General features: G+C 68.0%; 19 protein-coding genes. 6 read left to right on the top strand and 13 right to left on the bottom strand.

Annotated features, from left to right (window positions below; translation table 11 throughout):
- Nucleotides 1–55 precede the first annotated feature (55 nt).
- Nucleotides 56–250, bottom strand: coding sequence for a hypothetical protein (locus ACGF8B_RS04960; protein WP_093896879.1), 195 nt, complete (start codon nt 248–250; stop codon nt 56–58).
- 223 nt (nt 251–473) lie between these two features.
- Here ACGF8B_RS04960 and ACGF8B_RS04955 point away from each other — a divergent pair, with 223 nt between their 5' ends.
- On the top strand, nt 474–2,606 hold the full coding sequence (locus tag ACGF8B_RS04955) for an alpha/beta fold hydrolase (protein ID WP_392734865.1): 2,133 nt from the start codon (nt 474–476) through the stop codon (nt 2,604–2,606).
- 190 nt (nt 2,607–2,796) lie between these two features.
- On the opposite strand, the gene ACGF8B_RS04950 is transcribed toward ACGF8B_RS04955, so the two are convergent.
- The 6 genes from ACGF8B_RS04950 to ACGF8B_RS04925 all read right to left on the bottom strand — a co-directional run bounded on the left by ACGF8B_RS04950 (nt 2,797) and on the right by ACGF8B_RS04925 (nt 10,021).
- Entirely contained in the window at nt 2,797–3,822 is a 1,026-nt protein-coding gene (locus ACGF8B_RS04950) for a hypothetical protein (RefSeq protein WP_392734863.1), read from the bottom strand.
- 197 nt (nt 3,823–4,019) lie between these two features.
- Entirely contained in the window at nt 4,020–5,342 is a 1,323-nt protein-coding gene (locus tag ACGF8B_RS04945; protein WP_392734861.1) for a dipeptide ABC transporter ATP-binding protein, read from the bottom strand.
- On the bottom strand, nt 5,332–6,309 hold the full coding sequence (locus ACGF8B_RS04940) for an ABC transporter ATP-binding protein (protein WP_124716584.1): 978 nt from the start codon (nt 6,307–6,309) through the stop codon (nt 5,332–5,334). The genes ACGF8B_RS04945 and ACGF8B_RS04940 overlap by 11 nt, the downstream gene beginning before the upstream one ends.
- Nucleotides 6,310–6,322: 13 nt before the next feature.
- Entirely contained in the window at nt 6,323–7,297 is a 975-nt protein-coding gene (locus ACGF8B_RS04935) for an ABC transporter permease (RefSeq protein ID WP_392734859.1), read from the bottom strand.
- Nucleotides 7,290–8,213 (bottom strand): ABC transporter permease, encoded by a 924-nt coding sequence (locus ACGF8B_RS04930; RefSeq protein WP_342285652.1) that lies wholly within the window; start codon nt 8,211–8,213, stop codon nt 7,290–7,292. The genes ACGF8B_RS04935 and ACGF8B_RS04930 overlap by 8 nt, the downstream gene beginning before the upstream one ends.
- A 176-nt stretch (nt 8,214–8,389) precedes the next feature.
- Entirely contained in the window at nt 8,390–10,021 is a 1,632-nt protein-coding gene (locus ACGF8B_RS04925) for an ABC transporter substrate-binding protein (RefSeq protein WP_392734856.1), read from the bottom strand.
- Between the two features lie 472 nt (nt 10,022–10,493).
- Between ACGF8B_RS04925 and ACGF8B_RS04920 the strand changes: the two genes are divergently transcribed.
- From ACGF8B_RS04920 to ACGF8B_RS04900, 5 genes are all read left to right on the top strand, one after another.
- A complete protein-coding gene (locus ACGF8B_RS04920) occupies nt 10,494–11,522 on the top strand; it encodes an ABC transporter permease (RefSeq protein ID WP_342285648.1) in 1,029 nt (342 codons plus the stop codon).
- 74 nt (nt 11,523–11,596) lie between these two features.
- Entirely contained in the window at nt 11,597–13,378 is a 1,782-nt protein-coding gene (locus ACGF8B_RS04915; protein WP_342285646.1) for an ABC transporter substrate-binding protein, read from the top strand.
- Nucleotides 13,379–13,465: 87 nt separating this feature from the next.
- Entirely contained in the window at nt 13,466–14,446 is a 981-nt protein-coding gene (locus tag ACGF8B_RS04910; RefSeq protein WP_342285645.1) for an ABC transporter permease subunit, read from the top strand.
- A gap of 71 nt (nt 14,447–14,517) precedes the next feature.
- Entirely contained in the window at nt 14,518–15,483 is a 966-nt protein-coding gene (locus ACGF8B_RS04905) for an ABC transporter ATP-binding protein (protein WP_392735482.1), read from the top strand.
- Nucleotides 15,484–15,509: 26 nt separating this feature from the next.
- A complete protein-coding gene (locus ACGF8B_RS04900; RefSeq protein ID WP_342285644.1) occupies nt 15,510–16,598 on the top strand; it encodes a dipeptide ABC transporter ATP-binding protein in 1,089 nt (362 codons plus the stop codon).
- Nucleotides 16,599–16,788: 190 nt separating this feature from the next.
- On the opposite strand, the gene ACGF8B_RS04895 is transcribed toward ACGF8B_RS04900, so the two are convergent.
- The 6 genes from ACGF8B_RS04895 to typA form a co-directional block, all read right to left on the bottom strand.
- Nucleotides 16,789–17,940 (bottom strand): ABC transporter ATP-binding protein, encoded by a 1,152-nt coding sequence (locus ACGF8B_RS04895; protein ID WP_392734853.1) that lies wholly within the window; start codon nt 17,938–17,940, stop codon nt 16,789–16,791.
- Complete coding sequence (locus ACGF8B_RS04890) at nt 17,933–18,991, bottom strand: ABC transporter ATP-binding protein (protein WP_392734851.1); 1,059 nt, start codon at nt 18,989–18,991, stop codon at nt 17,933–17,935. Before ACGF8B_RS04890 ends, ACGF8B_RS04895 begins: the two co-directional genes overlap by 8 nt.
- A 14-nt stretch (nt 18,992–19,005) precedes the next feature.
- Nucleotides 19,006–19,953: an ABC transporter permease gene (locus ACGF8B_RS04885; RefSeq protein ID WP_392734850.1), complete on the bottom strand. Its 948-nt coding sequence runs from the start codon at nt 19,951–19,953 to the stop codon at nt 19,006–19,008.
- Nucleotides 19,946–20,872, bottom strand: coding sequence for an ABC transporter permease (locus ACGF8B_RS04880; RefSeq protein ID WP_392734848.1), 927 nt, complete (start codon nt 20,870–20,872; stop codon nt 19,946–19,948). The genes ACGF8B_RS04885 and ACGF8B_RS04880 overlap by 8 nt, the downstream gene beginning before the upstream one ends.
- A gap of 149 nt (nt 20,873–21,021) precedes the next feature.
- Complete coding sequence (locus ACGF8B_RS04875) at nt 21,022–22,665, bottom strand: ABC transporter substrate-binding protein (RefSeq protein ID WP_392734846.1); 1,644 nt, start codon at nt 22,663–22,665, stop codon at nt 21,022–21,024.
- Between the two features lie 518 nt (nt 22,666–23,183).
- Complete coding sequence (gene typA, locus ACGF8B_RS04870) at nt 23,184–25,055, bottom strand: translational GTPase TypA (RefSeq protein ID WP_392734844.1); 1,872 nt, start codon at nt 25,053–25,055, stop codon at nt 23,184–23,186.
- Nucleotides 25,056–25,067: the final 12 nt, after the last annotated feature.

Raw genomic sequence — 25,067 nt, 5'->3', positions numbered from 1 at the left:
GCACCGATCACCGCCCCGCGTCACCACCGCGCACCGACCGCCGACGGGCCGGGCCTCAGAACTTGAGGCTTCCGATCATGCCCGCCACATTCGTGGTCAGGTTCGAGATGCTCGGCGCGATCGACGAGCTGGCGAGATAGAAACCGAGCAGTGCGCAGACCACCGCATGTCCGCCCTTCAGTCCGGATTTCCGGATCAGCAGGAAGACGACGATCGCCAGCAGCACCACCGCCGAAATCGAGAGTGCCACGGCGGTTCACCTCCATCAGTACGGTCGGGACGGGCAGCACACATGGAGCCAGCAGGTTCATACCCACCGAGCGCTACGGATCATAACTATCCGTCGCAACGCATTGATCGGGGCACAGCAGCACGAGGGGCGCACGACCGGGCGGTCGGTGACCGGTCCCGCCCGTCCGGATCGGACCCGTCGGCCCCGGCCCGATCCGAACGAAAGGGACTAGGTTCGGCACATGACTTCGCAGCAGATCTCGTTCCCCCGTCAGCACGCCAGGACCATGCGATTCACCCTCGGCGCCCCGAGGTCGTTCACCGTTTCGCCCGACGGTGAGCGAGTGGTCTTCCTGCGGTCGGCCTCCGGTACGGACCGGTCGGGCCGGTTGCTGGTGCTGGATCTGCCCAGGGACGGCGCCCCGGTGGAACGTGTGGTGGCCGACCCCGCGGCCCTGCTGGGCGGTTCGGCGGAGCGGCTGTCGGCGCAGGAGCGGGCCCGGCGCGAGCGCAGCCGCGAGGGCTCCTCGGGGATCGTCGGCTACGCGGTGGACGCGGCCGCCGAGTTGGCCGCCTTCGCGCTCTCCGGGAAGGTGTACGTCGCCGGACTGCGGGCCGGCACGGCCCGTGCGCTGCCGGTTCCGGGTCCGGTGATCGACCCTCGACCGTCACCGGACGGACGACACATCGCATATGTGTCCAAGGGTGCGTTGCGCGTCGTGGGTGCCGACGGCGACGGCGACCGGGCACTCGCCGAGCCGGACGGGGACGATGTCTCGTACGGTCTCGCGGAGTTCATCGCGGCCGAGGAGATGCAGCGTTCACGGGGCTTCTGGTGGGCTCCGGAGTCGGACCGGCTGCTGGTCGCCCGGGTCGACAACGGCCCCGTGCAGCGGTGGTGGATCTCGGACCCCGCGCACCCGGACCGCAGGCCCGCCGAGGTCGCCTACCCGGCGGCGGGGACGCCCAACGCCGATGTGCGGCTCTTCGTGCTGGGCCTGGACGGCGCCCGTACCGAAGTGGTCTGGGACCGGGCACGCCACCCCTATCTGGCGCAGGTCCACTGGTCGTCGGACGGGGCGCCGCTGCTGCTGGTGCAGTCCCGCGACCAGCGGAGTCATCTCTTCCTCGCGGTGGACCCGGAGACCGGTTCGACCCGTACGGTGCATGTCGACGAGGATCCGGTATGGCTGGAAATCTTCCCCGGAGTGCCCGCCTGGGCGCCGGACGGCCGGCTGGTGCGGATCGCGGACGAGGGCGGGGCCCGGGTGCTCGCGGTCGGCGACCGGCTGCTGACCGGGGCGCAGTTGCAGCTCAAGGCGGTCCTGGACATCGGGGAATCGGACATCCTGGTGTCGGCCTCGGCCGGTGAGGAGGCGGCCGAGCCGGAGATCGGCGAGACCCACGTCTACCGGGTCAACGAACTGGGTGTGGAGCGGGTCTCCGAGGGGGCCGGGGTCCACTCGGCGGTCCGCGCGGGCGGGGTCACGGTGCTGGTCGGCCACTCCCTCGACCGCTCCGGGGCCCGGGTCGAGGTGGTCCGGGACGGCAAGCGGATCGCGACCGTGACGAGCCATGCCGAGGAGCCGGTGCTCTCCGCCCGGGTGCGGCTCACCGAGGGGGGCGCACGGCGAATTCCGTGCGCCGTGCTGCTCCCCGAGGGGTACGAAGAGTCGGACGGGCCGCTTCCGGTACTGATGGACCCGTACGGCGGACCGCACGGCCGCCGGGTGGTCGCCGCCCTCAATCCGCATCTGACGTCGCAGTGGTTCGCGAACCAGGGCTTCGCGGTCGTGGTCGCGGACGGCCGGGGCATGCAGGGGCGTTCGCCCGGCTGGGAGAAGGCGGTCAAGAACAACCTGGCGCTCTCCGTGGACGACCAGGTCGAGGCGTTGCAGGCGCTGGCCGGCCGGTTCCCGCTGGACCTCGGAAAGGTCGCGATCCGCGGCTGGTCGTTCGGCGGATACCTGGCGGCACTGGCCGTGACGCGCCGGCCCGAGATCTTCCACGCGGCGGTGGTCGGCGCCCCGGTGACCGACCAGCGGCTGTACGACACCCACTACACCGAGCGTTACCTCGGCGACCCGGCGAAGCAGCCCGAGGTGTACGCGCACAACTCGGTGATCACCGACGAGGGGCTCTCGGAGGCCGCCGAGCAGGTGCGGCCGATGATGATCGTGCACGGTCTCGCGGACGACAACGTGGTGGTCGCGCATTCGCTCAAGCTCTCGTCCGCGCTGCTCGCGGCCGGGCGCCCGCACGAGGTGCTGCCGCTCAGCGGGGTGACGCACATGACCCCGCAGGAGCAGGTGGCGGAGAATCTGCTGCTGCTCCAGGTCGACTTCCTGAAGCGGTCGCTGGGGCTGCTCGGCTGAGAGCCTGTCGGGTGGCCTTCGATCGGATAGCGGACGCGGTCTGGTGCGTGCGATTCCAAGGCGCCGGGATGGCCTCGTAGCGGAGCTACTAGGCCATCCCGGCAACGCGGGAAGCGTGCGTGCCAGGGCGTGGCCGCCCGGTCAGAGGCCACCCGACAGGCTCTGAGCGCCCGCCGGGTGCCCCTCCCCGTCACCAGCCGGGCGGCGGCTGGGACGGGGGCGGCGGCCCGTGGACGCCGGGGCGCGGACCGCCGTACCCCTGTCCGTAGCCCTGGCCGTACCCCTGTCCGTAGCCCTGGCCGGGCAGGGGCGGGGGTGCGGCCTGCCCCGGCAGGGCCAGCGCCAGCAGCACCACCGCTCCGGCGAGCACCTCGAAGAACCCGGTCGCCACGGTGAGCTGGGCCTCGATCGGCAGATCGGCGAAGTTCTCCAGCAGCTTCTCGTGCACCGACCGGGCCACCCCCAGCCCGCCGCCGCCCAGCAGCAGAGCGGCGGCGATCAGGCCGAACGGCCGGGCGTGCACGGCGCGGAGCAGCGCGCTCGCCGCCGCGAACAGGCAGAGCAGCGCCAGGACGGCCGTGAACCAGCCGGGCGGCGGGTCGGTCAGCCCCTGGAAGATCCGGTCCCCGCCGAGGAACCAGTCGGGGTAGATGTAGGGGATCCGCACCGCCTGGCGGATCTCCCAGGCGATCGTGACCGCTCCCGCCGCGCCGAGGCAGAGAAAGGCGATCACCCCCGCGGCCGGGCCCGGCCGGGACGGGACGGATTCGGAGGGGTCGTGCGGCGCCCGGCGCCCGGCCGCCGCGGTGATGATCAGCGCGATGCCCGCCGCGAGCGACGCGAAGGCGCAGAGCAGGGCACGGGTGCGCAGGTCGTCGACGAACCGGGCGTCCATCCGGGGCTGACCGATGTTCCAGAGCCCGGGCAGCCGCACCACGAGCGTGAGTACTCCGGCGGCGACCAGCGCGGCACCGGCCGCCGAGGACCGCACGGCCGCGACGGCCACGGCGAGATACACCACGAACAGCACCACGTCGTACGGCGAAGTGGTCGGCCCGAGCGAGATCCGGGCGTCGCGGTAGCCGGCCCAGTAGTGCCACAAGTGCTCGATGCCGTCGGCCGCCCTGACGTCCCGTACGACCCAGCCCGCGACGATCAGCGCGAGCGCGGCGCAGAGAACGGCTCCTGTGACCCTTGCCCCCCGAGTGAGTATCACCCGAGCGATACTCCACCGTCCCTGCCGACCGGACAAGGGGTTCACCGGCGTGGTGCGTCAACGGCTTCCCGGCCGGGAGGATTTGACGGTCTCCCGGCCGGTACACGGCACCCGCACGGCCGTACGCCGACCATGCTGGCCGGTCCGTGTGTCGGCCATGGGACGGACGGATTGCGTACGCGTCAACGGGCCCGCGGTCAGCCGGCCCGCGTGCTCCCGGACGGCGCGTCCCCGCCCTCCCCGTCCGACGTACCGCCCTCCCCGTCCGACGTACCGCCCTCCCCGTCCGACGTACCGCCCCGTCCGTCCGACGTCCCGCCCCGTCCGTCCGCGCCGTCCGGCGCCCCGGCTTCGGCGGCCGTCTCCCCCGGCGTCTCCCCCGGTGTCTCCAGCAGCCCCTCCGGCGGCACCACCTGCTTCTCCTCCGCGAAGTGGCAGGCCGAGTCGTGCCCGGCCGGTGTGTCCGCCAGCCGGAAGACGGCCGGGACGGCCAGCAGCGGCACCTCCAGTTCGCACCGCTCCTGCGCCTTCCAGCACCGGGTGCGGAAGCGGCAGCCGGAGGGCGGGTTGGCGGGCGACGGTACGTCGCCGTGCAGAATGATCCGCTCCCGGTGCTCCCGGGCCGTCGGGTCCGGCACCGGGACCGCGGACAGCAGCGCCTGGGTGTACGGATGCGTGGGGTGGTCGTAGATCTGCTCGTCCGAGCCGATCTCGACGATCCGTCCCAGATACATCACACCGACCCGGTCGGAGATGTGCCGGACGATCGACAGGTCGTGCGCGATGAACACGTAACTCAGCCCGAGCTCCGCCTGGAGCCGGTCCAGCAGGTTGACGACCTGCGCCTGTACGGAGACGTCGAGCGCGGAGACGGGCTCGTCGGCGACGATGATCTCGGGGTTCAGGGCCAGGCCGCGGGCGATGCCGATGCGCTGGCGCTGGCCGCCGGAGAACTGGTGCGGATAGCGGTTGATGTACTCCGGGTTGAGCCCGACGACGTCCAGCAGGTCCTGGACCTTGCGGCGCCGGTCGCCCTTCGGCGCGACCTCGGGGTGGATCTCGTACGGCTCCCCGATGATGTCGCCGACCGTCATGCGCGGGTTGAGCGAGGTGTACGGGTCCTGGAACACCATCTGGATGTTGCGGCGCACGGACTTCAGGGCGCGCCCGGACAGCTTGGTGAGGTCCTCGCCCTTGTACCTGATCGCGCCGGCCGTCGGCTGTTCCAGATGGACCAGCATCTTGGCCACGGTCGACTTGCCGCACCCGGACTCCCCCACGATGCCGAGGGTCTCGCCCGCCGCGAGGTCGAAGGAGACCCCGTCGACCGCCTTGACGGCACCGATCTGCTTCTTGATCAGGATGCCCTGCGTCAGCGGGTAGTGCTTGACCAGATCGCGGACCTCCAGGATCGGTTCGCCGCCCGCCGCGGCGGAGGTGGCCCGTGACTTGGCGAGCAGCGCCCGGGCCTTCTCGCCCTCCTCGCGCGCTTCCCTGCGCCCCGAGTGGTCAGCGTGCATCGAGCGTCTCCTTCCAGAAGTAGCAGGCGCTCTCGCGGTGCTCGGCCACCTCGAACAGCGGCGGCACCTCGCCCCGGCAGATCTCCTGGGCCATCGGGCAGCGCGGGTTGAAGGCGCAGCCGGGCGGGATGTGCAGCAGGTTGGGCGGCAGGCCCTTGATCGCGTACAGCTCCCGGCCCTTCTGGTCCAGGCGCGGGATCGACCGGAGCAGGCCCTTGGTGTACGGGTGGGCGGGTGCCCGGTAGATCTCGTGGACCGGGGCGGACTCGACGATCCGGCCCGCGTACATCACGGCGATCTTGTCGGCGACGTCCGCGACCACGCCCAGGTCGTGGGTGATCAGGATCAGGCCCATGTTCAGCTCGCGCTGGAGCTCGGCGAGCAGGTCCATCACCTGGGCCTGGACGGTCACGTCGAGGGCGGTGGTGGGTTCGTCCGCGATGATCAGCGACGGTTCCAGCGCCATCGCCATGGCGATCATGATGCGCTGGCGCATGCCGCCGGAGAACTGGTGCGGGAAGTTCCCGACGCGTTCCTTGGCCGCCGGGATGCGGACCCGGTCCATCAGCTCGACGGCCTTCAGCTTGGCGTCCTTGTGGGACATCCCCCGGTGCACGACGAACATCTCGCCGAGCTGCTCCCCCACGCTGAGCACGGGGTTGAGGGAGGAGAGCGCGTCCTGGAAGATCATGGCCATCTCCTGGCCGCGGATCTTCCGGCGCTCGTCCTTCTTCATCTTCAGCAGGTCGCGGTCCTTGAAGAGGATCTCGCCGCCGCTGATCTTCCCGGGAGGCATGTCGAGGATGCCCATGACGGCCTGGGCGGTGACCGACTTGCCGGAGCCGGACTCGCCGAGCACGGCCAGCGTCTCGCCCTCGGCCACCGAGTAGTTGACCCCGTTGACGGCCTTGGCGACGCCGTCGCGGGTGTGGAACTCCACGTGCAGATCGCGCACTTCGAGCAACATGGCAGCGGGCTCCTCAGCGCAGCTTGGGGTCGAGGGCGTCGCGCACCGCGTCGCCGAGCATGATGAAGGCGAGCACGGTGACCGCCAGGGCTCCGGCGGGCCAGAGCAGCATGTGCGGGGCGTTGCGGATGTACTGGGACGCGGCGGAGATGTCGATGCCCCAGGAGACGGCCGGCGGTTTCAGGCCGACGCCGAGGAACGAGAGGGTCGCCTCCAGCGAGATGTACGTACCGAGCGCGATGGTCGCGACGACGATGACCGGTGCGATGGCGTTCGGCGTGATGTGGCGCAGCATCATCCGGGTGTTGGAGGCGCCGAGCGCCCGTGCCGCCTGCACGTAGTCGTTCTGTTTGGCGGTGATCACGGAGCCCCGGGCGATGCGGGCGATCTGCGGCCAGCCCAGCAGCACGATGAAGCCGATCACCGGCCAGACGGTGGAGCTGGTGACCACGGAGAGGAAGACCAGGCCGCCGAGGACCACCGGGATGCCGAAGAAGACGTCGGTGACACGGGAGAGGACCGAGTCCGACAGTCCGCCGAAGAACCCGGCCAGGCCGCCGAGGATGCCGCCGAGCAGGGTGACGCCGAGGGTGGAGCAGACGCCCACGGTCACCGAGTTCCTGGCCCCGTAGACGGTACGGGTGTAGACGTCGCAGCCCTGTCCGTCGAAGCCGAAGGGGTGCCCGGGCTGGGAGCCCTGCTGGGCCTTGGCCAGGTCGCAGTCGAGCGGGTCCTGGTCGGCGATCAGCGAGGGCCAGATCGAGATGATCACCAGGAAGAGGATGATCAGGGCGGAGATGATGAAGACCGGGTTGCGGCGCAGGTCCCGCCAGGCGTCGGACCACAGACTGCGCGGCTTCTCGGCGGGGCCGGTGCCCTCGGGGCCGCCGGGTGTCCTTTCGAGGGTCGTGCCCTCCTCCAGGGCGAGGTCCATCACGCCTCCCGCTCCGGCGGACGAGATCGCCTCGTCCGGTGTCTGCTCAGGCATAGCGGATCCTCGGGTCGAGTACGGCGTACAGCAGGTCGACGAGCAGGTTCGCCGCCAGGAAGACGAGGACGAGGATGGTGACGAAGCCGACGACGGTCTGGGAGTTCTGGCGCAGGATGCCCTGGTAGAGCTGGAAGCCGACGCCGTGGATGTTGAAGATCCGCTCCGTGACGATCGCGCCGCCCATCAGGGCGCCCACGTCGGTGCCGATGAAGGTGACCACCGGGATCAGTGAGTTGCGCAGCAGGTGCCGGATGACGACGCGGCGCCTGGGCAGGCCCTTGGCGACGGCGGTGCGGACGTAGTCGGCGCGGGCGTTCTCCGCGATGGAGGTCCGGGTGAGCCGGGTGACGTACGCGAGGGAGACCGAGGCGAGGACGAGGCCCGGTACGAGCAGTTCGTTGAAGGGCGCCTCCGAGGAGACGGAGGGTTTGATGATGCCCCACTCGACTCCCAGGAGGAGCTGGAGCAGCAGGCCGGTGACGAAGGTCGGGATGGAGATGACGACCAGGGTCAGGATGAGCACGGTGGTGTCGACGGGGCGGCCGCGGCGCAGGCCGGTGACGACTCCGAGGCTGATGCCGATGACGATCTCGAAGACGATCGCGACGACGGTGAGCCGGATGGTGATGGGGAAGGCGGTGGCCATCAGCTCGGTGACCTTCTGACCGTTGAACGCGGTGCCGAAGTCGCCGGTGAAGACATTGCCCATGTAGGTGAGGTATTGCTGCCAGACAGGCTTGTCGAGGCCGAACTCCGAGCGGAGCTGGGCCGCGGTCGCGGGGTCGCACTGGCGGTCGCCGCAGAGACCCGCGATGGGGTCGCCCATCACGTTCACCATGAGGAAGATCAACAGCGTGGTGCCGAAGAAGACCGGGATCATCTGCAGCAGCCGCCGGATCACATAACGTCCCATGAAGGGCTCCGGGGGTCGCGGTGGTCAGGGCTCGGGCTGGGGAGTGACGCGTCCGGGGAAGGGGAGGCCGGGTGGCCGGTGCGTTCCTGGCACCGGCCACCCGGCCTCAGGGCCTCCGGTCCGGATCGGGCCGGGCCCGCGGGGTCCGGCCGTCCGAACGAAAGACCCTCCACGGGTCACTTGACCTTGATCTGCTCGTAGACCGGGACGCTGAACTGGTTCAGCGACACGTCGGTGATGTTCTCCGAGTAGCCGGCGCTGCCGTTCTGGTACCAGAGCGGGATGACGGGCATCTGGGCGACCAGGACCTTCTCCGCGTCCTGGAAGGTCGAGACGGCCTTGGCCTTGTCGGACTCGGCGTTGGCCTTGTCGACGAGTCCGTCGAACTGCTTGTTGCTCCACTTGCCGTCGTTGGACGAGGCGTCGGTGTAGTACACGGGCTGCAGGAAGTTCTGGATGAGCGGGTAGTCCATCTGCCAGCCGGCCCGCCAGGCACCGGTCAGCTTCTGCTGGGAGACCTGGCTGCGGAAGTCGGCGAAGGTGCCGACGGGGGCGCCGACGCACGCCTTGTTGTTGCCCATCACCTTGTTGATGCTGTTGCAGACGGCGTCGACCCACTCCTTGTGGGAGCCGGTGTCACCGTTGTACGAGATCTTGAGCTGGCCGCCGGGGATGCCGCCGCCCTCCTGGATCAGCTTCTTGGCGTTCGCCGCGTTGTACTCGCAGGGCGCGCCGCACAGCCCCTTCTTGAAGCCGCCCGCCTCGCCGAGGACCGGGGAGGTCCAGTCGGAGGCGGGGGTGCGGGTCTTCTGGAAGATCTGATCGGTGATCTGCTGGCGGTTGATCGCCATCGACAGGCCCTGGCGGACCTTGATGCCGCCGGGGGTGTCCCACTTCTTGTCGTAGAAGGGGAAGGCGAGGGTCTGGATGATGCCGGCCGGGGTGTTGATGTACCGGTCGCCGAGGTCCGCCTTGACGTTCTTCAGCTGCGAGGCGGGCACGTCGTCGACCAGGTCCAGGTTGCCGGCCGTCAGGTCGGTGTAGGCGGTGTTGTTGTCGGTGTAGACCTTGAGGTCGATGCCGCCGTTCTGCGCCTTGTCGTCGCCGGGGTACTTGTCCCACTTGCGCAGGTTCATCGACGAGCCCTTGGTGTACTTGTCGACGGTGTACGGCCCGTTGCCGATCGGCTTGGCCACCCAGGCGGCGTGGTCGGTGAAGAACGCCTTGGGCAGCGGGGCGAAGGCCGGGTAGCCGAGGGTGTCGGGCCAGAGGGAGAACTTCTGCGACAGCTTGACGGTGAACGTCTTGTCGTTGAGCACCTTGAGGCCGGAGAGCGTGCTGGCCGAGGCGCTGCCGGAGTCGGGGTGGACCTTGCTGTAGCCGTCGATGTATCCGAAGAAGTAGGCGTTCTTCTGATTGTTCTTCAGCAGCGCGCCGTAGTTCCAGGCGTCCACGAAGGAGTGGGCGGTGATCTTCTCGCCGTTGCTGAAGGTCCAGCCGTCCTTCACGGTGACCGTGAAGTTCTGGTTGTCCTTGGTCTCGATCTTCTCGGCGAGCATGTCGGTGGCCGCGCCGGTCTTCGGGTCGTACCTCTTGAGCCCCCGGAAGATCATGTCGAGGACCTTGCCGCCCTGCACCTCATTGGTGTTGGCGGGTTCGAGCGGGTTCTGCGGGTCACCCCACGAAGAGCTCACGATGCCGTTCGCGCCACCGCCGCCACCGCTGCTGCCCCCGCCGCCGCATGCCGTCGCCGCCAGGGCGACGACCACCGCACATGCGGCCCACCTGGCCTGTGTGGCTCCGCGCATGGAGTGCCTCCTCGTAGTGCTCCGTCTTACGTACGGTCAAATATCACCGCATCACAGACATCACGCACATTTACTCCACCCATTCGGGCGCGTCGGGGCCCACCCGAGTGGCACTTCACGGCCGGAGGGGTCGCGGGCGCGGCCCCCGGCAGACACCGGAGCGGTAACGGCCGCGCATCGAATGCGCATCGACCGCGAGCCCATCCGATCGACCGTACGAATTCCGAGACAACCGCGCCCGCATATCGGACTCATTGCCGGAATTCACCCGTTAAGTCGCGAACACGCCTTCGAAAAAGCCAAACGGAAGCAAAGCCACGCCCTTCAAAAGGTCACGGATTGGTCAAATTTCCAAAGAGCATGCCAAGGGCGTCGGACATTCATTGACCCTGCATGAATTGCGTTGAAAAAGTCCGGGTAGCCCGTAGGTGTTGCCCTGCGGAGTCCTTCGACCCTCCGGGCCAGGAGCACCATGACGATTCCAACCCCGCAAGCCACCACCCCTCTTGAGGTGGAGGACGCGAAGCCGCAGTCGACAGCGGGACCGTCCGCGACCAAGGGCGGTGACGGCCGCTCACCGGGCAGGATGGCCTGGCTGCGCTTCAAGCGCGACCGCACCGGCATGATTTCGGCCTATGTGGTCATTTTCTTCTTCGTGATCGCCATCTGCGCACCGCTGATCGCGAAGCTGTACGGCAAGGACCCGTACACGACGTACGGGCAGAACGACACGAGCCTGCTGGACGACTTCGGTTCGCCGGTACTGCCCAACGGCGGTATCAGCGGCGACTTCTGGTTCGGCATCGAGCCGGGACTCGGCCGGGACGTCTTCACCTTCCTGCTCTACGGCATCCGCAACTCCCTGCTCATCGCCGCGGTAACCACCCTGCTGGTGACGGTGATCGGCATCGCCATCGGCATCACGGCGGGCTATCTGGGCGGGAAGACCGACTACCTCGTGGGCCGGGTCATCGACATCCTGCTGGCCTTCCCCTCCACGCTCTTCTTCATCGCCTTCTGGCCGGTGCTGATCTCGATCCTGGTCTCCCCGGAGGAGAACACCCCGGTCTGGCTGACCGTCGTCAGCCTCATCTCGGTCATGACGGCCTTCGGCTGGGCCTCCATCGCGCGTCTGCTGCGCGGCGAGGTACTCGCCCTGCGCGAGCGCGAGTTCGTCGAGGCCGCCAGGGTGACCGGCGCCTCCCCGGCGAGGATCATCTTCAAGGAACTGCTGCCCAACCTCTGGACGCCGATCCTGATCCAGGCCACGCTCGCGCTGCCCGCGTACGTCACCGCGGAGGCGGGCCTCGCCTTCCTCGGCGTCGGGCTCACTTCCCCGACCCCCGACTGGGGCGTGATGATCCAGCGCGGATCGGACGTCTACCAGAGCGACATCACGTTCATGCTCTTCCCCGGCGTCTCGATGGTGATCTTCGTCATCGCCTTCAACCTGCTGGGCGACTCGGTGCGTGACGCACTGGACCCGAAGACCAAGCGCTGAACCGCACTTCCTCCGGCCGGGCGACGGGGCCCACCGGAAAGATCGTTTCTCTCCCTCGACCAGAGCAGGAAGCCATGTCCCTTTCCCGCAGAAACTTCGTCATCGCCACGTCGGTCGCGGCCGGCGGTTCGATGGTCCTCTCCGCGTGCAGCAGCGGCAGCACGACCAAGAAGGGCGGCAGCGCCGGTCACGGCGGTACCGACAAGTACACCGGCGCGGTCGTGGTCGGCACGAAGGCCGACTCCACCGGTCCGGCCGCCGAGATACCGGGCGCGAAGAAGGGCGGCACGATCCGCGGGATCGCCCCGGACGACTTCTCGCACCTGGACCCGCAGCGCATCTACTTCTCGTGGAACTCCGCGGTCGGTGACCTCTTCATCCGTGGCCTGACCGGCTACAAGATCGCGGCTGACGGCTCGATGAAGCTGGTCGGCGACCTCGCCACCGACGCGGGCACCATGTCCGACAACGGCAAGACCTGGACCTTCACCCTGAAGGACGGTCTGAAGTGGGAGGACGGCAAGGAACTCACCATCGAGGACGTCCGCCACGGTATCGAGCGCGGCTTCGCCAGCTTCACCACCGAGGGTGCGGGCTACGTCCAGAACGCGCTGGTCGGTCCGGGCGACTTCCGCTCGAAGTACAAGGGTCCGTACGGCGGCAAGCACCTCGACGCGGTCGTCACCGACGCCAAGGCGAAGACGATCACCTTCAAGCTGGCCGAGCCCCGCCTGGACCTCAACTTCACCCTGGCGATGAACTCCTACGCGGCCGTCCCGGTCAAGGGCGACACCAAGGAGAAGTACGACAAGGACCCGATGAGCTGCGGTCCGTACCGCATCAAGGCCCACGCCATCGACAAGTCGATGACGCTGGTGCGCAACCCGCACTGGGACCCCAACACGGACGCGATCCGCAACGCCTACCCGGACAGCTTCGTCTACGAGTTCGGCCCCGAGTCCCTCCAGGCCACCGACCGGATGATCGCCGACGACGGCGACGACCAGTACGCGGTCATGGCGTACAGCGGCGTCCCGGCCGAGCGCATCCAGAAGGTCCTCACCGACCCCGAGCTGAAGAAGCGGACCTTCAACGGCCTGCTGACCGGCATCTACTACTACGCGATCAACACCAAGCGGATCACGGACCTGAAGGTGCGTCAGGCCCTCATCCACGCCTGGCCGCTGGAGCAGATCCGCAAGATCTACGGTGGCCCGTCGGCCGGTGACTACGCGACCTCCATCCTGAGCCCCGACATCCTCGGCTACGCCAAGGACGACGTCTACGGCAAGCTGAAGAAGCCGCAGGGCGACCCGGAGGCGGCGAAGAAGCTGCTGAAGGAGGCCGGCAAGGAAGGCCAGAAGGTCGTCTACGCCTTCCCGCAGAGCAACACCTACGACAAGACCAAGGTCGTCATCGAGAACGCCCTCAAGGCGGCCGGCTTCGACCCGGTCATCAAGCAGCTGGACTCCACCAGCTACTACGACCAGATCCAGCAGATCGACAACAAGTTCGACGTGATGTGGTTCGGCTGGTCCCCGGACTGGCCGACCGGCTACACCCTGATCCAGCCGCTCTTCGACGGCAGCACGATCGCCAACGGCGCGAACAACATCTCGCAGCTGAACGTCGACTGGGTCAACGAAGGAATCAAGAAGAACAACCTCATCGCCGACCCCACGGAGGCCGGCAAGGCCTGGGCCGCGCTGGACAAGCGGATCATGACGGAGGAGGCGCCGATCATCCCCGAGACGTTCCAGCGCCGCTTCTACCTCTACGGCGAGAAGGTCGGCGGGGCGATGTTCCACCCGCAGTTCTCCTCGGCCATCTTCTACAAGCTGTTCGTGAAGGCCTGACGCCGACACTCCTGAGGCGGGGCGCCCGTGCGGCGCCCCGCCCGCTCCACTCCCCCTCGTCGGCGTCTGCCAGGGAAATCCATCGCCATGTTCCGCTTCCTCATCCGCCGGGCAATCGGCGCACTGGTCATCCTGCTGATCATCAGTGCCATCACTTTCGTCCTCTTCTACGTCGCGCCCCGCGACCCAGCGCGTGTGGCCTGCGGCAAGGTGTGCACACCCGAGACGCTGGCGCTGGTCAAACGCAACCTCGGCATAGCCGACCCGCTGCCCGTGCAGTACTGGCACTGGCTCCAGGCCGTGTTCGTCGGCCGGGACTACAGCTCCTTCGGGCACTGCCCCGCCCCGTGCCTGGGTTACTCGTTCCACAACCGTGAGCCGGTCCTCGGCACCATCCTGGACCGCCTCCCCACGACGCTCTCCCTCTCGATCGGCAGCGCGGTCGTCTTCGTGGTCTTCGGTGTCGGCACCGGCATGCTCGCCGCGGTCAAGCAGGGCAAGGCGCTGGACAAGGTGGCGTCCTCGGCGTCGCTGATCGGGTCCTCGATGCAGATCTACATCGTCGGCGTGGTCGCCATGTACTACCTCGCGGACCAGTGGCACATCCTGAGCCGCCCCAAGGACGTCCCCTTCACCGAGAGCGTGTCCGGCTGGTTCTCCGGGCTGCTGCTGCCCTGGCTGGTGCTGGCGCTGATCTTCACCGCCAACTACACCCGCATGGCCCGCTCCCAGCTCGTCGAGACGCTGAACGAGGACTATGTGCGCACCGCGCGCGCCAAGGGCCTGTCCCGACGGACGGTGTTCTTCCGGTTCGCCTGGCGCGGTGCCATGGGCCCGATCGTCACCATCTTCGGCCTCGACATCGGCCTCCTCCTGGGCGGTGCGATCATCACCGAGAAGACCTTCGGCCTGCACGGCATCGGCGCCCTCTCGGTCAAGGCCGTCGGCGACAACGACCTGCCGCTGATCCTCGGTGTGGTCCTGGTAGCGGCGGCGGCGATCGTCATCTTCAACATCATCGTCGACGCGGTCTACGCCCTCATCGACCCGCGCGTCCGCCTCGCCTAGGGAGAGATCCAGTGAGCACCCCCTTCCTCTCCGTACGCGATCTGCGCGTGCACTTCTCCACCGAAGACGGCATGGTCAAGGCCGTCGACGGGCTGTCCTTCGACGTCGAGAAGGGCCGGACACTCGGCATCGTCGGCGAGTCCGGCTCCGGCAAGTCCGTCACCAACCTGACCATCCTCGGGCTGCACCACCCCGACCACACCGAGATCGAGGGCGAGATCCTCCTCGACGGACGGGACCTGCTGACCGCGTCGGAGCGGGAGCTGGAGCGGCTGCGCGGCAACAAGATGGCGATGATCTTCCAGGACGCCCTGGCCTCGCTGTCGCCGTACCACACCATCGGCAAGCAGATCGGCGAGACGTACCGCAAGCACACCGGCGCCTCCAAGAAGGAGGCCCGCGCGCGGGCCGTCGAGATGCTCACCAAGGTGGGCATCCCGCAGCCCGATCTGCGGGTGGACGACTACCCGCACCAGTTCTCCGGCGGTATGCGCCAGCGCGCCATGATCGCCATGGCGCTGGTCTGCGACCCGGAGCTGCTGATCGCGGACGAGCCGACCACCGCGCTGGACGTCACCGTGCAGGCCCAGATCATGGACCTGCTCAAGGACCTCCAGCAGGAGACCGGCACCTCGATCGTCTTCATCACCCACGACCTCGGGGTCATCGCCGACATCGCGGACGACGTGCTGGTGATGTACGGCGGGCGCTGTGTCGAGCGCGGTACGAAGAAGGAGGTCCTGCGGGCGCCCCAGCACCCGTACACCTGGGGCCTGCTGGGTTCGATGCCGAGCCTCGAAGGTCCGGTCGACGTACCGCTGTCGCCGATTCCCGGCTCCCCGCCGAGCCTTCTCAACCCGCCGACCGGCTGCCGCTTCCACCCCCGGTGCACGTTCACCGAGCAGGTCGGCGGCAAGCGCTGCGCGACGGACCAGCCGCCGCTGGAGCTCACCGCCGGGCGCGGCGCCGCCTGCCACCTCACCGCGGATCAGCGCGCCGAGTTCTTCGCAGACTTCGCCGGCACCCGGCCCAACTGACGTACAAGAGACGGGACTTCCCCACCATGAGCAGCACAGATCCCCTCCTGGACGTCTCCGGACTCACCAAGCACTTCCCGATCAAGGGCGGCTTCCCGATCCGGCGGACGATCGGCGCGGTGCAGGCCGTGGACGGGCTGGACTTCTCCGTGGCCCAGGGCGAGAGCCTGGGCCTGGTCGGCGAGTCCGGCTGCGGCAAGTCGACCACGGGCCGGCTGATCACCCGGCTCCTGGAGCCGACGGCCGGCCGGATCTCCTACCGCGGGCAGGACATCACCCACGCCTCGCGCAAGGAGCTGGCCCCGGTCCGCTCCGAGATCCAGATGATCTTCCAGGACCCGTACGCCTCGCTGAACCCGCGGCAGACCGTCGGCAAGATCATCACCGCGCCGATGGAGATCAACGACATCGACCCGGCGGGCGGCCGCGAGGCACGCGTGCGGGAGCTGCTGGAGACCGTCGGGCTCAACCCGGAGCACTACAACCGCTTCCCGCACGAGTTCTCCGGCGGCCAGCGCCAGCGCATCGGGGTCGCCCGCGCGCTCGCCCTGGAGCCGAAGCTGATCGTGGCCGACGAGCCGGTCTCGGCACTGGACGTGTCGATCCAGGCCCAGGTGGTGAACCTGCTGCAGAAGCTGCAGAAGGAACTCGGCATCGCGTTCCTGTTCATCGCCCACGACCTGGCCATCGTGCGCCACTTCTCGCAGCGCGTGGCGGTCATGTACCTCGGCCGGATCGTGGAGATCGCCGACCGCGAGGACCTGTACGGCAATCCGCGTCACCCGTACACCAGGGCGCTGCTCTCGGCGGTGCCCGAGGCGACCGCCGACGACACGCCGGCCCGGGACCGCATCCGCCTCGTCGGCGACGTGCCCTCCCCGGTCAACCCGCCGTCGGGCTGCCGCTTCCGTACCCGTTGCTGGAAGGCGACGGACAAGTGCGCGAGCGAGGCCCCGCCGCTGGTGCGGGTCGAGGGCAGCCGGGAAGGCCATCTGACGGCCTGCCACTACCCGGAGGACGCCCAGACCGCCGCGGCCGTCCCGAAGGCCCGTACGGCCTCGTCCGCGCCGGAGCTCGGCAAGAAGACCACCGAAGACCCCAAGGCCGGGGCCTGACACCCCAGCCCCGGCCCCGGGGCGCCCCGCGGACAGGACCCGACCGGTCCCAGGACGCGGGGCTCCCCGGTCCCGCGGAACCGAGCACGTGAGCCCATTGACCCGAGCCACCTGCGCGCCCGGTTCCGGGAAAAGGAAGAAGCGCCCGGAACCGATCGGTTCCGGGCGCTTCCGTGTGGGTCGGGCTCCGTCAGGAAGCCGCGCCGACGATGTCCTTCTCCTCGGCGAAGTGGCACGCCGACTCGTGCGCCGCGGGAGTGTCCTTGCCCTTGAAGCGCTCCGGGACCGCCAGCAGCGGCAGTTCCGTGGCGCACCTGTCCTGGGCCTTCCAGCACCGGGTGCGGAAGCGGCAGCCCGACGGCGGGTTCGCCGGCGACGGGACGTCACCGGTGAGGATGATCCGCTCGCCGCGCTCACGGGCCTCGGGGTCCGGGACCGGGACCGCCGACAGCAGCGCCTGGGTGTAGGGGTGCGTCGGGTGGTCGTAGATCTCCGCGTCCGTACCGATCTCGGCCATCTTGCCGAGGTACATCACGCCGACCCGGTCGGAGATGTGCCGGACGATCGACAGGTCGTGCGCGATGAAGACGTAGGACAGGTTGAACTCGTCCTGGAGCTTCTCCATCAGGTTGATGACCTGCGCCTGCACCGACACGTCGAGCGCGGAGACCGGCTCGTCGCAGATGATGATCTCCGGGTTGAGCGCGAGGCCGCGGGCGATGCCGATGCGCTGGCGCTGGCCGCCGGAGAACTGGTGCGGGTAGCGGTTGATGTACTCCGGGTTGAGGCCGACGACGTCCAGCAGTTCCTGGACCTTGGCGCGCCGGTCGCCCTTCGGGGCCACCTCGGGGTGGATGTCGAAGGGCTCGCCGATGATGTCGCCGACCGTCATGCGCGGGTTCAGCGAGGTGTACGGGTCCTGGAACACCATCTGGATGTTCCGGCGGACCGCCTTCAGCGCGCGGCCGGACAGCCGGGTGATGTCCTGGCCCTTGTAGAAGACCTCGCCGGACGTGGCCGTCTCCAGCGCCATCAGCAGCCGGGCGACCGTGGACTTGCCACAGCCCGACTCGCCGACGATGCCGAGCGTCTCGCCCTGGTAGAGGTCGAAGGAGACCCCGTCCACGGCCTTGACCGCGCCGACCTGGCGCTTGAACAGGATGCCCTGGCTCAGCGGGAAGTGCTTGACCAGATTGCGCACCTGGAGGATCGGCTCACCGCGCTCCACCGGGGCCTCGATGGCGGCGACCGCCGCCGTCTCGGTGGCGGCGTCGACCGTCACGACGTCGGTAACGTTCGGGGTGGCGTCCATGGAACCGTCCGTCTTGTCGAGCTCAGCCATGGATCGTCTCCTTCCAGAAGTGGCAGGCGCTGCCGCGTCCGGGCAGCTCGCTGCCGTCCTGCTCGGAGACCGGCACCAGGGCCGGAATCTCCGTGCGGCAGATGTCCTCCGCCTTGGGGCAGCGCGGGTTGAAGGCGCAGCCGGACGGGATCTTGAGCAGGTTGGGCGGCAGGCCCTTGATCGCGTAGAGCTCCTGGCCCTTCTGGTCGAGCCGCGGGATCGAGTCGAGCAGACCGCGGGTGTACGGGTGCGCGGGCCGCTTGTACAGCTCGTGCACCGGTGCCGTCTCGACGATCCGGCCCGCGTACATGACCGCGATCTTGTCCGCGACGTCGGCGACGACGCCGAGGTCGTGGGTGATCAGGATCAGCCCCATGTTGAACTCGGTCTGGAGCTCCTTGAGCAGGTCCATGACCTGGGCCTGGACCGTCACGTCGAGCGCGGTGGTCGGCTCGTCCGCGATGATCAGGTCCGGCTCCAGCGCCAGTGCCATGGCGATCATGATGCGCTGGCGCATACCGCCGGAGAACTGGTGCGGATAGTCGTTGACCCGCTGCTTGGCGGCGGGAATCTTGACCCGCTCCATCAGCTCGATGGCCTTGAGCTTGGCCTGCTTGCGGGAGAGCCCCTGGTGGACCCGGAACATCTCGCCGAGCTGGTAGCCGACCGAGAGCACGGGGTTGAGCGAGGAGAGCGCGTCCTGGAAGATCATCGCGATCTTCTGGCCGCGGATCTTCCGCCGCTCCTCGTTGCTCATGGTGAGCATGTCCTGACCGCGGTACAGGATCTGGCCCTGCGGGATCTTGCCGGGCGGCATGTCGAGAATGCCCATGATCGCCTGGGCGGTCACGGACTTGCCGGAACCGGACTCACCGAGCACGGCCAGGGTCTCGCCCGAGTCCACGCTGTAGTTCACACCGTTGACGGCCTTGGCCACGCCGTCCCGGGTGTGGAACTCCACGTGCAGGTCGCGCACTTCGAGGAGTCGGGCGTCGTCCGGTCCCCCGGAGCGGGGCGCCGGGATGTCTGCTGTCTTGTCCATGATGGTCACGTCGTACGCCCTCCTCAGCGCAGCTTCGGGTCGAGGGCGTCGCGGACCGCGTCGCCCAGCATGATGAACGCGAAGACCGTGAGGCTGAGCATTCCTGCCGGGAACAGCAGCGCATGCGGGTTGTCGCGGATGGCCTGGCTGCCCTCGGCGATGTCGATGCCCCACGAGATCGTCGGGTCCGCGAGTCCGAGCCCGAGGAACGAGAGCGTCGCCTCGGCCGAGATGTACCCGCCGAGCGCGATGGTGGCCACGACGATGGTCGGGGCGAGCGCGTTGGGAAGGACGTGCCGGAAGAGGATCCGCGGGGTGCCGGCGCCGAGGGCGCGGGCCGCCGTCACGTAGTCCGCCTGCTTCGCGGTGATCACCGAGGCACGCATGACACGGCAGATCGAGGTCCAGCCCAGGAAGGCCAGGGCCAGGATCACCACGTACACCTTGCGCTCGGTGAAGGCGTTCAGGACGACCATCGCGCCGAGCAGGAAGGGGATGCCGAAGAAGATGTCGGTGACCCGGGAGATGACGGAGTCGAGCCAGCCGCCGAAGTAGCCGGCGAGCATGCCCAGCAGGCCGCCGACCAGGGTGACCGCGGCGGTGACGCCGACACCCACCAGGATCGAGGCGCGGGTGCCGTAGATGACACGCGCGTAGATCGAACGGCCCTGGCCGTCGTAGCCGAACCAGTCGGGCTGGAAGAAGTGCCCCAGCTCCGGCTTGGTCAGGAAGTGGTTGGTCAGGTCGCCGTCGCGCGGGTTGACGCCGGTGAAGAGCCCCGGGAAGGCGGCTATGACCAGCAGGACCAGCAGGAGGATCGAGGAGATCCAGAACATCGGGCGGTGACGCAGGTCGAACCAGGCGTCACCCCAGAGGCTGCGCGGCTTGTCCTTGCTCTGGGCGTCCGCGGCCGAGGGAGCGGCGACGGCGTCCACCGCTGCTTCGGTCTTGGTCTCGGTGACGTCAGGCATACCGGATCCTCGGGTCCAGGACCGCGTACAGCAGGTCGACGAGCAGGTTGATCACAAGGATGACGAGGACGAAGACCGTGACAACGCCGACGATCGTCGAGCCCTCGCGCTGCTGCAGCGCCTTGAAGAGCAGGTTCCCGACACCCTGGACGTTGAAGATGCCCTCGGTCACGACCGCGCCGCCGATGAAGCCGCCGATGTCCGTGCCGAGGAAGGTGACGACCGGGATCAGCGAGTTGCGCAGCAGGTGGACACCGACGATGCGGCGACGCGGCAGGCCCTTGGCCATGGCGGTACGCATGTAGTCGGCGCGCAGGTTCTCCGCGAAGGTCGTGCGGGTCAGCCGTGCCACGTACGCCATGGAGAGCATGGCCAGCACGAAGCCCGGTAGGAACAACTGCGCGTAGTCCGTGGAGTCCTGGACGTTCGGTGCCACCCAGCCGAGCTGGTCCGCGAGGACGAAGCGGGCGAGGAAGCCGAGCACGAACACCGGGATCGAGATGACGATCAGGGTGAAGATCAGTACGCCGGTGTCGGCGGCCTTGCCGGCCCGCAGGCCCGCCCAGGCGCCGAGCCCGATGCCGACGATGATCTCGATGAGCATCGCCACCGCGGTCAGCCGCAGCGTCACCGGGAAGGACTCGGACATCTCGTCGATGACTTCGCGACCACCGAAGGTCTTGCCGAAGTCGCCCTGGAAGAGATTGCCCATGTAGTCGATGTACTGCTTCCACAGGGGCTGGTCGAGCCCGAACTCATGGCGGAGCGACGCGACCTGTGCGGGGTCTGCCGCCTTGTCTCCCCACATCGCCCGGATTGGGTCACCGGGAAGGATGTGGACCATGAGGAAAATAATCAGAGTGGTCCCGATGAATACCGGGATCATCTGGAGCAGTCGCCTTGCGACGTAACGCCCCATCATGCCTCCATGCCGTGAGGGGTCGGCGATGGCCTTCTCAGAGTTGTCTCCGCCGCGGGGTGTGGGGGGAGAGCCCCGGGGCATCGCCTACGGGCCGGTTCCGCCGCCCCTGAAGAGGAACGGCGGAACCGGCCTTCGGGTCCCGATGCTTACTTCTTGGCCTTGACCTGGACGTCGGTGAAGATCGGGTCGCCGTCCTGGCCGTACACGATCTTGCCGAACACGTTGGTGGACTGGCCCGAGTTGTTCTTGTAGAACCACAGCGGGATGGCCGGCATGTCGTTCTTCAGGAGCTGCTCGGCGTCCTGGTACATCTTGACGGTCTCGTCGAGCGTCTTCGCCTTGTCGGCCTTCGCGGCGAGGGCGTCGAACTCCTTGTTGGAGTAGCCCGAGGTGTTGCCCGCGGCGGTGGTGCCGTACAGGTCGCGCATGAAGTTCGAGTTGACCGGGTAGTCGAGCACCCAGCCACCGCGGTACATGGACTTGACCTGCTTGTTGTCACGGGCGTTCAGGTCGGCCTGGAAGTCAGGCTTGGAGTCGCCCACGCACTCGACGCCGGTCGCCTTGCGGATGCTGTTGCAGACCGCGTCGACCCACGGCTTGTGGGACTGGTCGGCGTTGAACTGGATCGAGATCTTGTTGCCCGGGACGCCGCCGCCGTCCTTGATGAGCTTCTTCGCCTCGGCCGGGTTGTACTTCACGATGTCGCCGAGCGCGCCGGGCTTGTAGCCGAGCACACCGCGGGCGACGAACGAGTCGGCCGGGGTACGGGTGCCGTGCAGCACGGTCTTGGTGATCGTGTCACGGTCGATCGCCATGGACAGACCCTGGATGACCTTGGGGTTGATGTCCTTGAACTGCTTGGTGTAGAACGCCGGGACGATCGACTGCACCGCGGAGTACTCGGCGTCGATGGCACGGTCGCCGAGGTCCTGCTTGTAGCTGGTCAGCGACGTCGTCGGGATCTGCTCGATCCAGTCGAGGTTGTTCGACCGCAGGTCCGAGTACGCGGCGTCGGCGGTGGTGTAGTTCTTGAAGTCGATGCCACCGTTCTTGGCCTTGTTCGGGCCCTGGTAACCGTCGAACTTCCGGACCTTGATCAGCTTCTTGTGGTCCCACGAGACGAACTTGTAGGGGCCGTTGCCGATCGGCTTCTGGCCGGCGGCGGCCGGGTCCTTGAAGAAGGACTCGGGCAGCGGCGCCCAGACGTCGTAACCGAGCTTGTACGCGAAGTACGAGACCGGGCCGGTCAGGCTGATCGTGAAGGTGTTGTCGTCGACGATCTTCAGGCCGGACATCTTGTCCGCCTTCGGAGCACCCTTCTCGGGGTGGACGTCGGCGTAACCCTTGATGTCCTGGAACCAGCTGGAGTTGGTCTGGTTGTTCTTGACGTTGGCCGACCAGTTCCAGGAGTCCACGAAGGACTTGGAGGTGACCGTGGTGCCGTCGTGGAACTTCCAGCCCGGCTTGAGCTTGACCGTCCACACGGACGAGTCGGCGTTGGGCGTCACGGACTCGGCGTTGACGTACGTGAGCTTGCCGGTGCCGGGCTCGTAGTCGACCAGGCCGGAGAAGATGGTGCGCAGGACACGGCTGCCCTGGCTCTCCTTGGCGTTCGCCGGCTGCAGCGGGTTCTGCGGCTCTCCGAGCTGGGCGGTCAGGATCCCGTTCGGGTCCGCCTTCCCGGAGTTCATGCCGCTGTCGCTGTCCTTGTCGTTCCCACCACAGGCAGTCGCGGCCAGGGCGATGATGGCCGCTCCCGCGACCCACTTGGCGCTCTTGGCACCACGCATGGGTTTCCTCCTCATGAGTCCACTTTTGACTACAAGAAGGGCACTGGAGTCGATACACCGACACCCCTGACGGTGATCGTTTCAGTGCCCCTAGTGTGCTCGTGAGTCGGCACTCCCCACAGTGCGTGACCCATTGACCCGAGCTCAATGGAGCCAACTATTAAGTACGACCGGGCTGTAAACCACACTTAAGGGGTCTCGTTTTGACAACATCAAGGAATCGCGATTGCCCAAAATCCGGACAAAGTGATCCCAGACAGACACGCTCGAAACGGACCGTTAACGCAGCTTTCGGAGAGCGACGATCGATATGCGGACGGATGGCCGGAGAAAACCACTGGACAACGGCGTGATGAGCCTGCCGGACGGCACTCCTGCGCGTCCATCCCGTTGCTGATGCACACCGATGCGTTCCGAAGAGCTCCCGGCCCGACGCACGGCGGGGCCCGGCCCCCCGTCAACTGACGGAAGGCCGGGCCCCGTTGTATGTGCGGGCGCGTTGTGCGCCCGGCGTCGGATCAGCGCTTGGCGCGCGACGCGGCGCGGCCGCGCTCCTTCTGGTCGAGGACGACCTTGCGGATACGGACCGTCTCCGGGGTCACCTCGATGCACTCGTCCTCGCGGCAGAACTCCAGGGACTGCTCCAGCGAGAGCTTGCGGGCCGGCACCACGTTCTCGGTGGTGTCGGCGGAAGCCGCACGCATGTTGGTGAGCTTCTTCTCCTTGGTGATGTTCACGTCCATGTCGTCGGCGCGGGAGTTCTCGCCGACGATCATGCCCTCGTAGACCTCGGTGCCGGCCTCGGTGAAGATGACACCGCGCTCCTGGAGGTTGACCATGGCGAACGGCGTCACGGAGCCCGAGCGGTCGGCGACCAGCGAGCCGTTGTGGCGGGTGCGCAGCTCGCCGAACCACGGCTCGTGGCCCTCGAAGATGGAGTGCGCGATGCCGGTGCCGCGGGTCTGGGTCAGGAACTCCGTACGGAAGCCGATGAGGCCGCGGGACGGAACGATCCACTCCATGCGGACCCAGCCCGAACCGTGGTTCGTCATCGTCTCCATGCGGCCCTTGCGGGTCGCCATCAGCTGGGTGATCGCGCCGAGGTGCTCCTCGGGGGAGTCGATCGTCATGCGCTCGATCGGCTCGTGGGTCTTGCCGTCGACCTGCTTGGTGACGACCTCCGGCTTGCCGACCGTGAGCTCGAAGCCCTCACGGCGCATCTGCTCGACGAGGATGGCCAGCGCGAGCTCACCGCGGCCCTGGACCTCCCAGGCGTCGGGGCGCTCGGTGTCCAGGACGCGGAGCGAGACGTTACCGATCAGCTCGCGGTCCAGGCGGTCCTTCACCTGGCGGGCGGTGACCTTGTGGCCCTTGCCGCCCTTGCCGACCAGCGGCGAGGTGTTGGTACCGATGGTCATCGAGATGGCCGGCTCGTCGACCGTGATCAGCGGCAGCGCGACCGGGTTCTCGGGGTCGGCCAGGGTCTCGCCGATCATGATGTCCGGGATACCGGCGATGGCGCAGATGTCGCCCGGGCCCGCCTTCTCGGCCGGCTTGCGGGTGAGCGCCTCGGTCATCATCAGCTCGGTGATGCGGACGTTGGAAGTCGTGCCGTCGCGCTTGATCCAGGCGACGGTCTGGCCCTTGCGCAGCTCGCCCTGCTCGACGCGGCAGAGCGCGATACGGCCGAGGAAGTTGTCGGCGTCCAGGTTGGTGACGTGGGCCTGGAGGGGGGCGTCCTCGTCGTACTCCGGGGCCGGGACGTGCGCCAGGATCGTGGAGAAGAACGGCTCCAGGTTGTCGCTGTCCGCCGGGACGGTGCCGTCCTCCGGCTTGGTCAGCGAGGCGACGCCGTCACGGGCGCAGGCGTAGACGATCGGGAACTCGATCTGGTCCTCGTCCGCGTCCAGGTCCAGGAACAGGTCGTACGTCTCGTCGACGACCTCGGCGATCCGGGAGTCGGGACGGTCGGTCTTGTTGATGCAGAGGATGACCGGCATCTTCGCGGAGAGCGCCTTGCGCAGCACGAAGCGGGTCTGCGGGAGCGGGCCCTCGGAGGCATCGACCAGGAGCACGACAGCGTCCACCATCGACAGGCCGCGCTCGACCTCACCACCGAAGTCGGCGTGGCCGGGGGTGTCGATGATGTTGATCGTGATCGGGTCCCCGCCGTCCTTGGGGTGATACTTCACCGCCGTGTTCTTGGCGAGGATCGTGATGCCCTTCTCACGCTCCAGGTCGTTCGAGTCCATCATGCGTTCGTCGAGGTTCTCGGCGGCGTGCGCGGCGAAGGCGCCGGCCTGCCTGAGCATGGCGTCGACCAGCGTGGTCTTGCCGTGGTCGACGTGGGCGACGATGGCTACGTTACGGATGTCGTGGCGCGTGGGCATGGGTGGCTTGCG

The organism is Streptomyces sp. NPDC047917 (genome assembly GCF_043204345.1).
GTDB lineage: Bacteria > Actinomycetota > Actinomycetes > Streptomycetales > Streptomycetaceae > Streptomyces > Streptomyces sanglieri.
This window is presented reverse-complemented; position numbering and strand designations above follow the sequence as displayed.

What these genes read in the sequence shown, in the direction of transcription:
- ACGF8B_RS04955 (WP_392734865.1), top strand. Translation starts at nt 474, where the DNA reads ATGACTTCGCAGCAGATCTCGTTCCCCCGTCAGCACGCCAGGACCATG.
- ACGF8B_RS04945 (WP_392734861.1), bottom strand. Translation starts at nt 5,342, where the DNA reads ATGCACGCTGACCACTCGGGGCGCAGGGAAGCGCGCGAGGAGGGCGAG.
- ACGF8B_RS04940 (WP_124716584.1), bottom strand. Translation starts at nt 6,309, where the DNA reads ATGTTGCTCGAAGTGCGCGATCTGCACGTGGAGTTCCACACCCGCGAC.
- ACGF8B_RS04935 (WP_392734859.1), bottom strand. Translation starts at nt 7,297, where the DNA reads ATGCCTGAGCAGACACCGGACGAGGCGATCTCGTCCGCCGGAGCGGGA.
- ACGF8B_RS04930 (WP_342285652.1), bottom strand. Translation starts at nt 8,213, where the DNA reads ATGGGACGTTATGTGATCCGGCGGCTGCTGCAGATGATCCCGGTCTTC.
- ACGF8B_RS04925 (WP_392734856.1), bottom strand. Translation starts at nt 10,021, where the DNA reads ATGCGCGGAGCCACACAGGCCAGGTGGGCCGCATGTGCGGTGGTCGTC.
- ACGF8B_RS04920 (WP_342285648.1), top strand. Translation starts at nt 10,494, where the DNA reads ATGACGATTCCAACCCCGCAAGCCACCACCCCTCTTGAGGTGGAGGAC.
- ACGF8B_RS04915 (WP_342285646.1), top strand. Translation starts at nt 11,597, where the DNA reads ATGTCCCTTTCCCGCAGAAACTTCGTCATCGCCACGTCGGTCGCGGCC.
- ACGF8B_RS04910 (WP_342285645.1), top strand. Translation starts at nt 13,466, where the DNA reads ATGTTCCGCTTCCTCATCCGCCGGGCAATCGGCGCACTGGTCATCCTG.
- ACGF8B_RS04905 (WP_392735482.1), top strand. Translation starts at nt 14,518, where the DNA reads ATGGTCAAGGCCGTCGACGGGCTGTCCTTCGACGTCGAGAAGGGCCGG.
- ACGF8B_RS04900 (WP_342285644.1), top strand. Translation starts at nt 15,510, where the DNA reads ATGAGCAGCACAGATCCCCTCCTGGACGTCTCCGGACTCACCAAGCAC.
- ACGF8B_RS04895 (WP_392734853.1), bottom strand. Translation starts at nt 17,940, where the DNA reads ATGGCTGAGCTCGACAAGACGGACGGTTCCATGGACGCCACCCCGAAC.
- ACGF8B_RS04885 (WP_392734850.1), bottom strand. Translation starts at nt 19,953, where the DNA reads ATGCCTGACGTCACCGAGACCAAGACCGAAGCAGCGGTGGACGCCGTC.
- ACGF8B_RS04880 (WP_392734848.1), bottom strand. Translation starts at nt 20,872, where the DNA reads ATGGGGCGTTACGTCGCAAGGCGACTGCTCCAGATGATCCCGGTATTC.
- ACGF8B_RS04875 (WP_392734846.1), bottom strand. Translation starts at nt 22,665, where the DNA reads ATGCGTGGTGCCAAGAGCGCCAAGTGGGTCGCGGGAGCGGCCATCATC.
- typA (WP_392734844.1), bottom strand. Translation starts at nt 25,055, where the DNA reads ATGCCCACGCGCCACGACATCCGTAACGTAGCCATCGTCGCCCACGTC.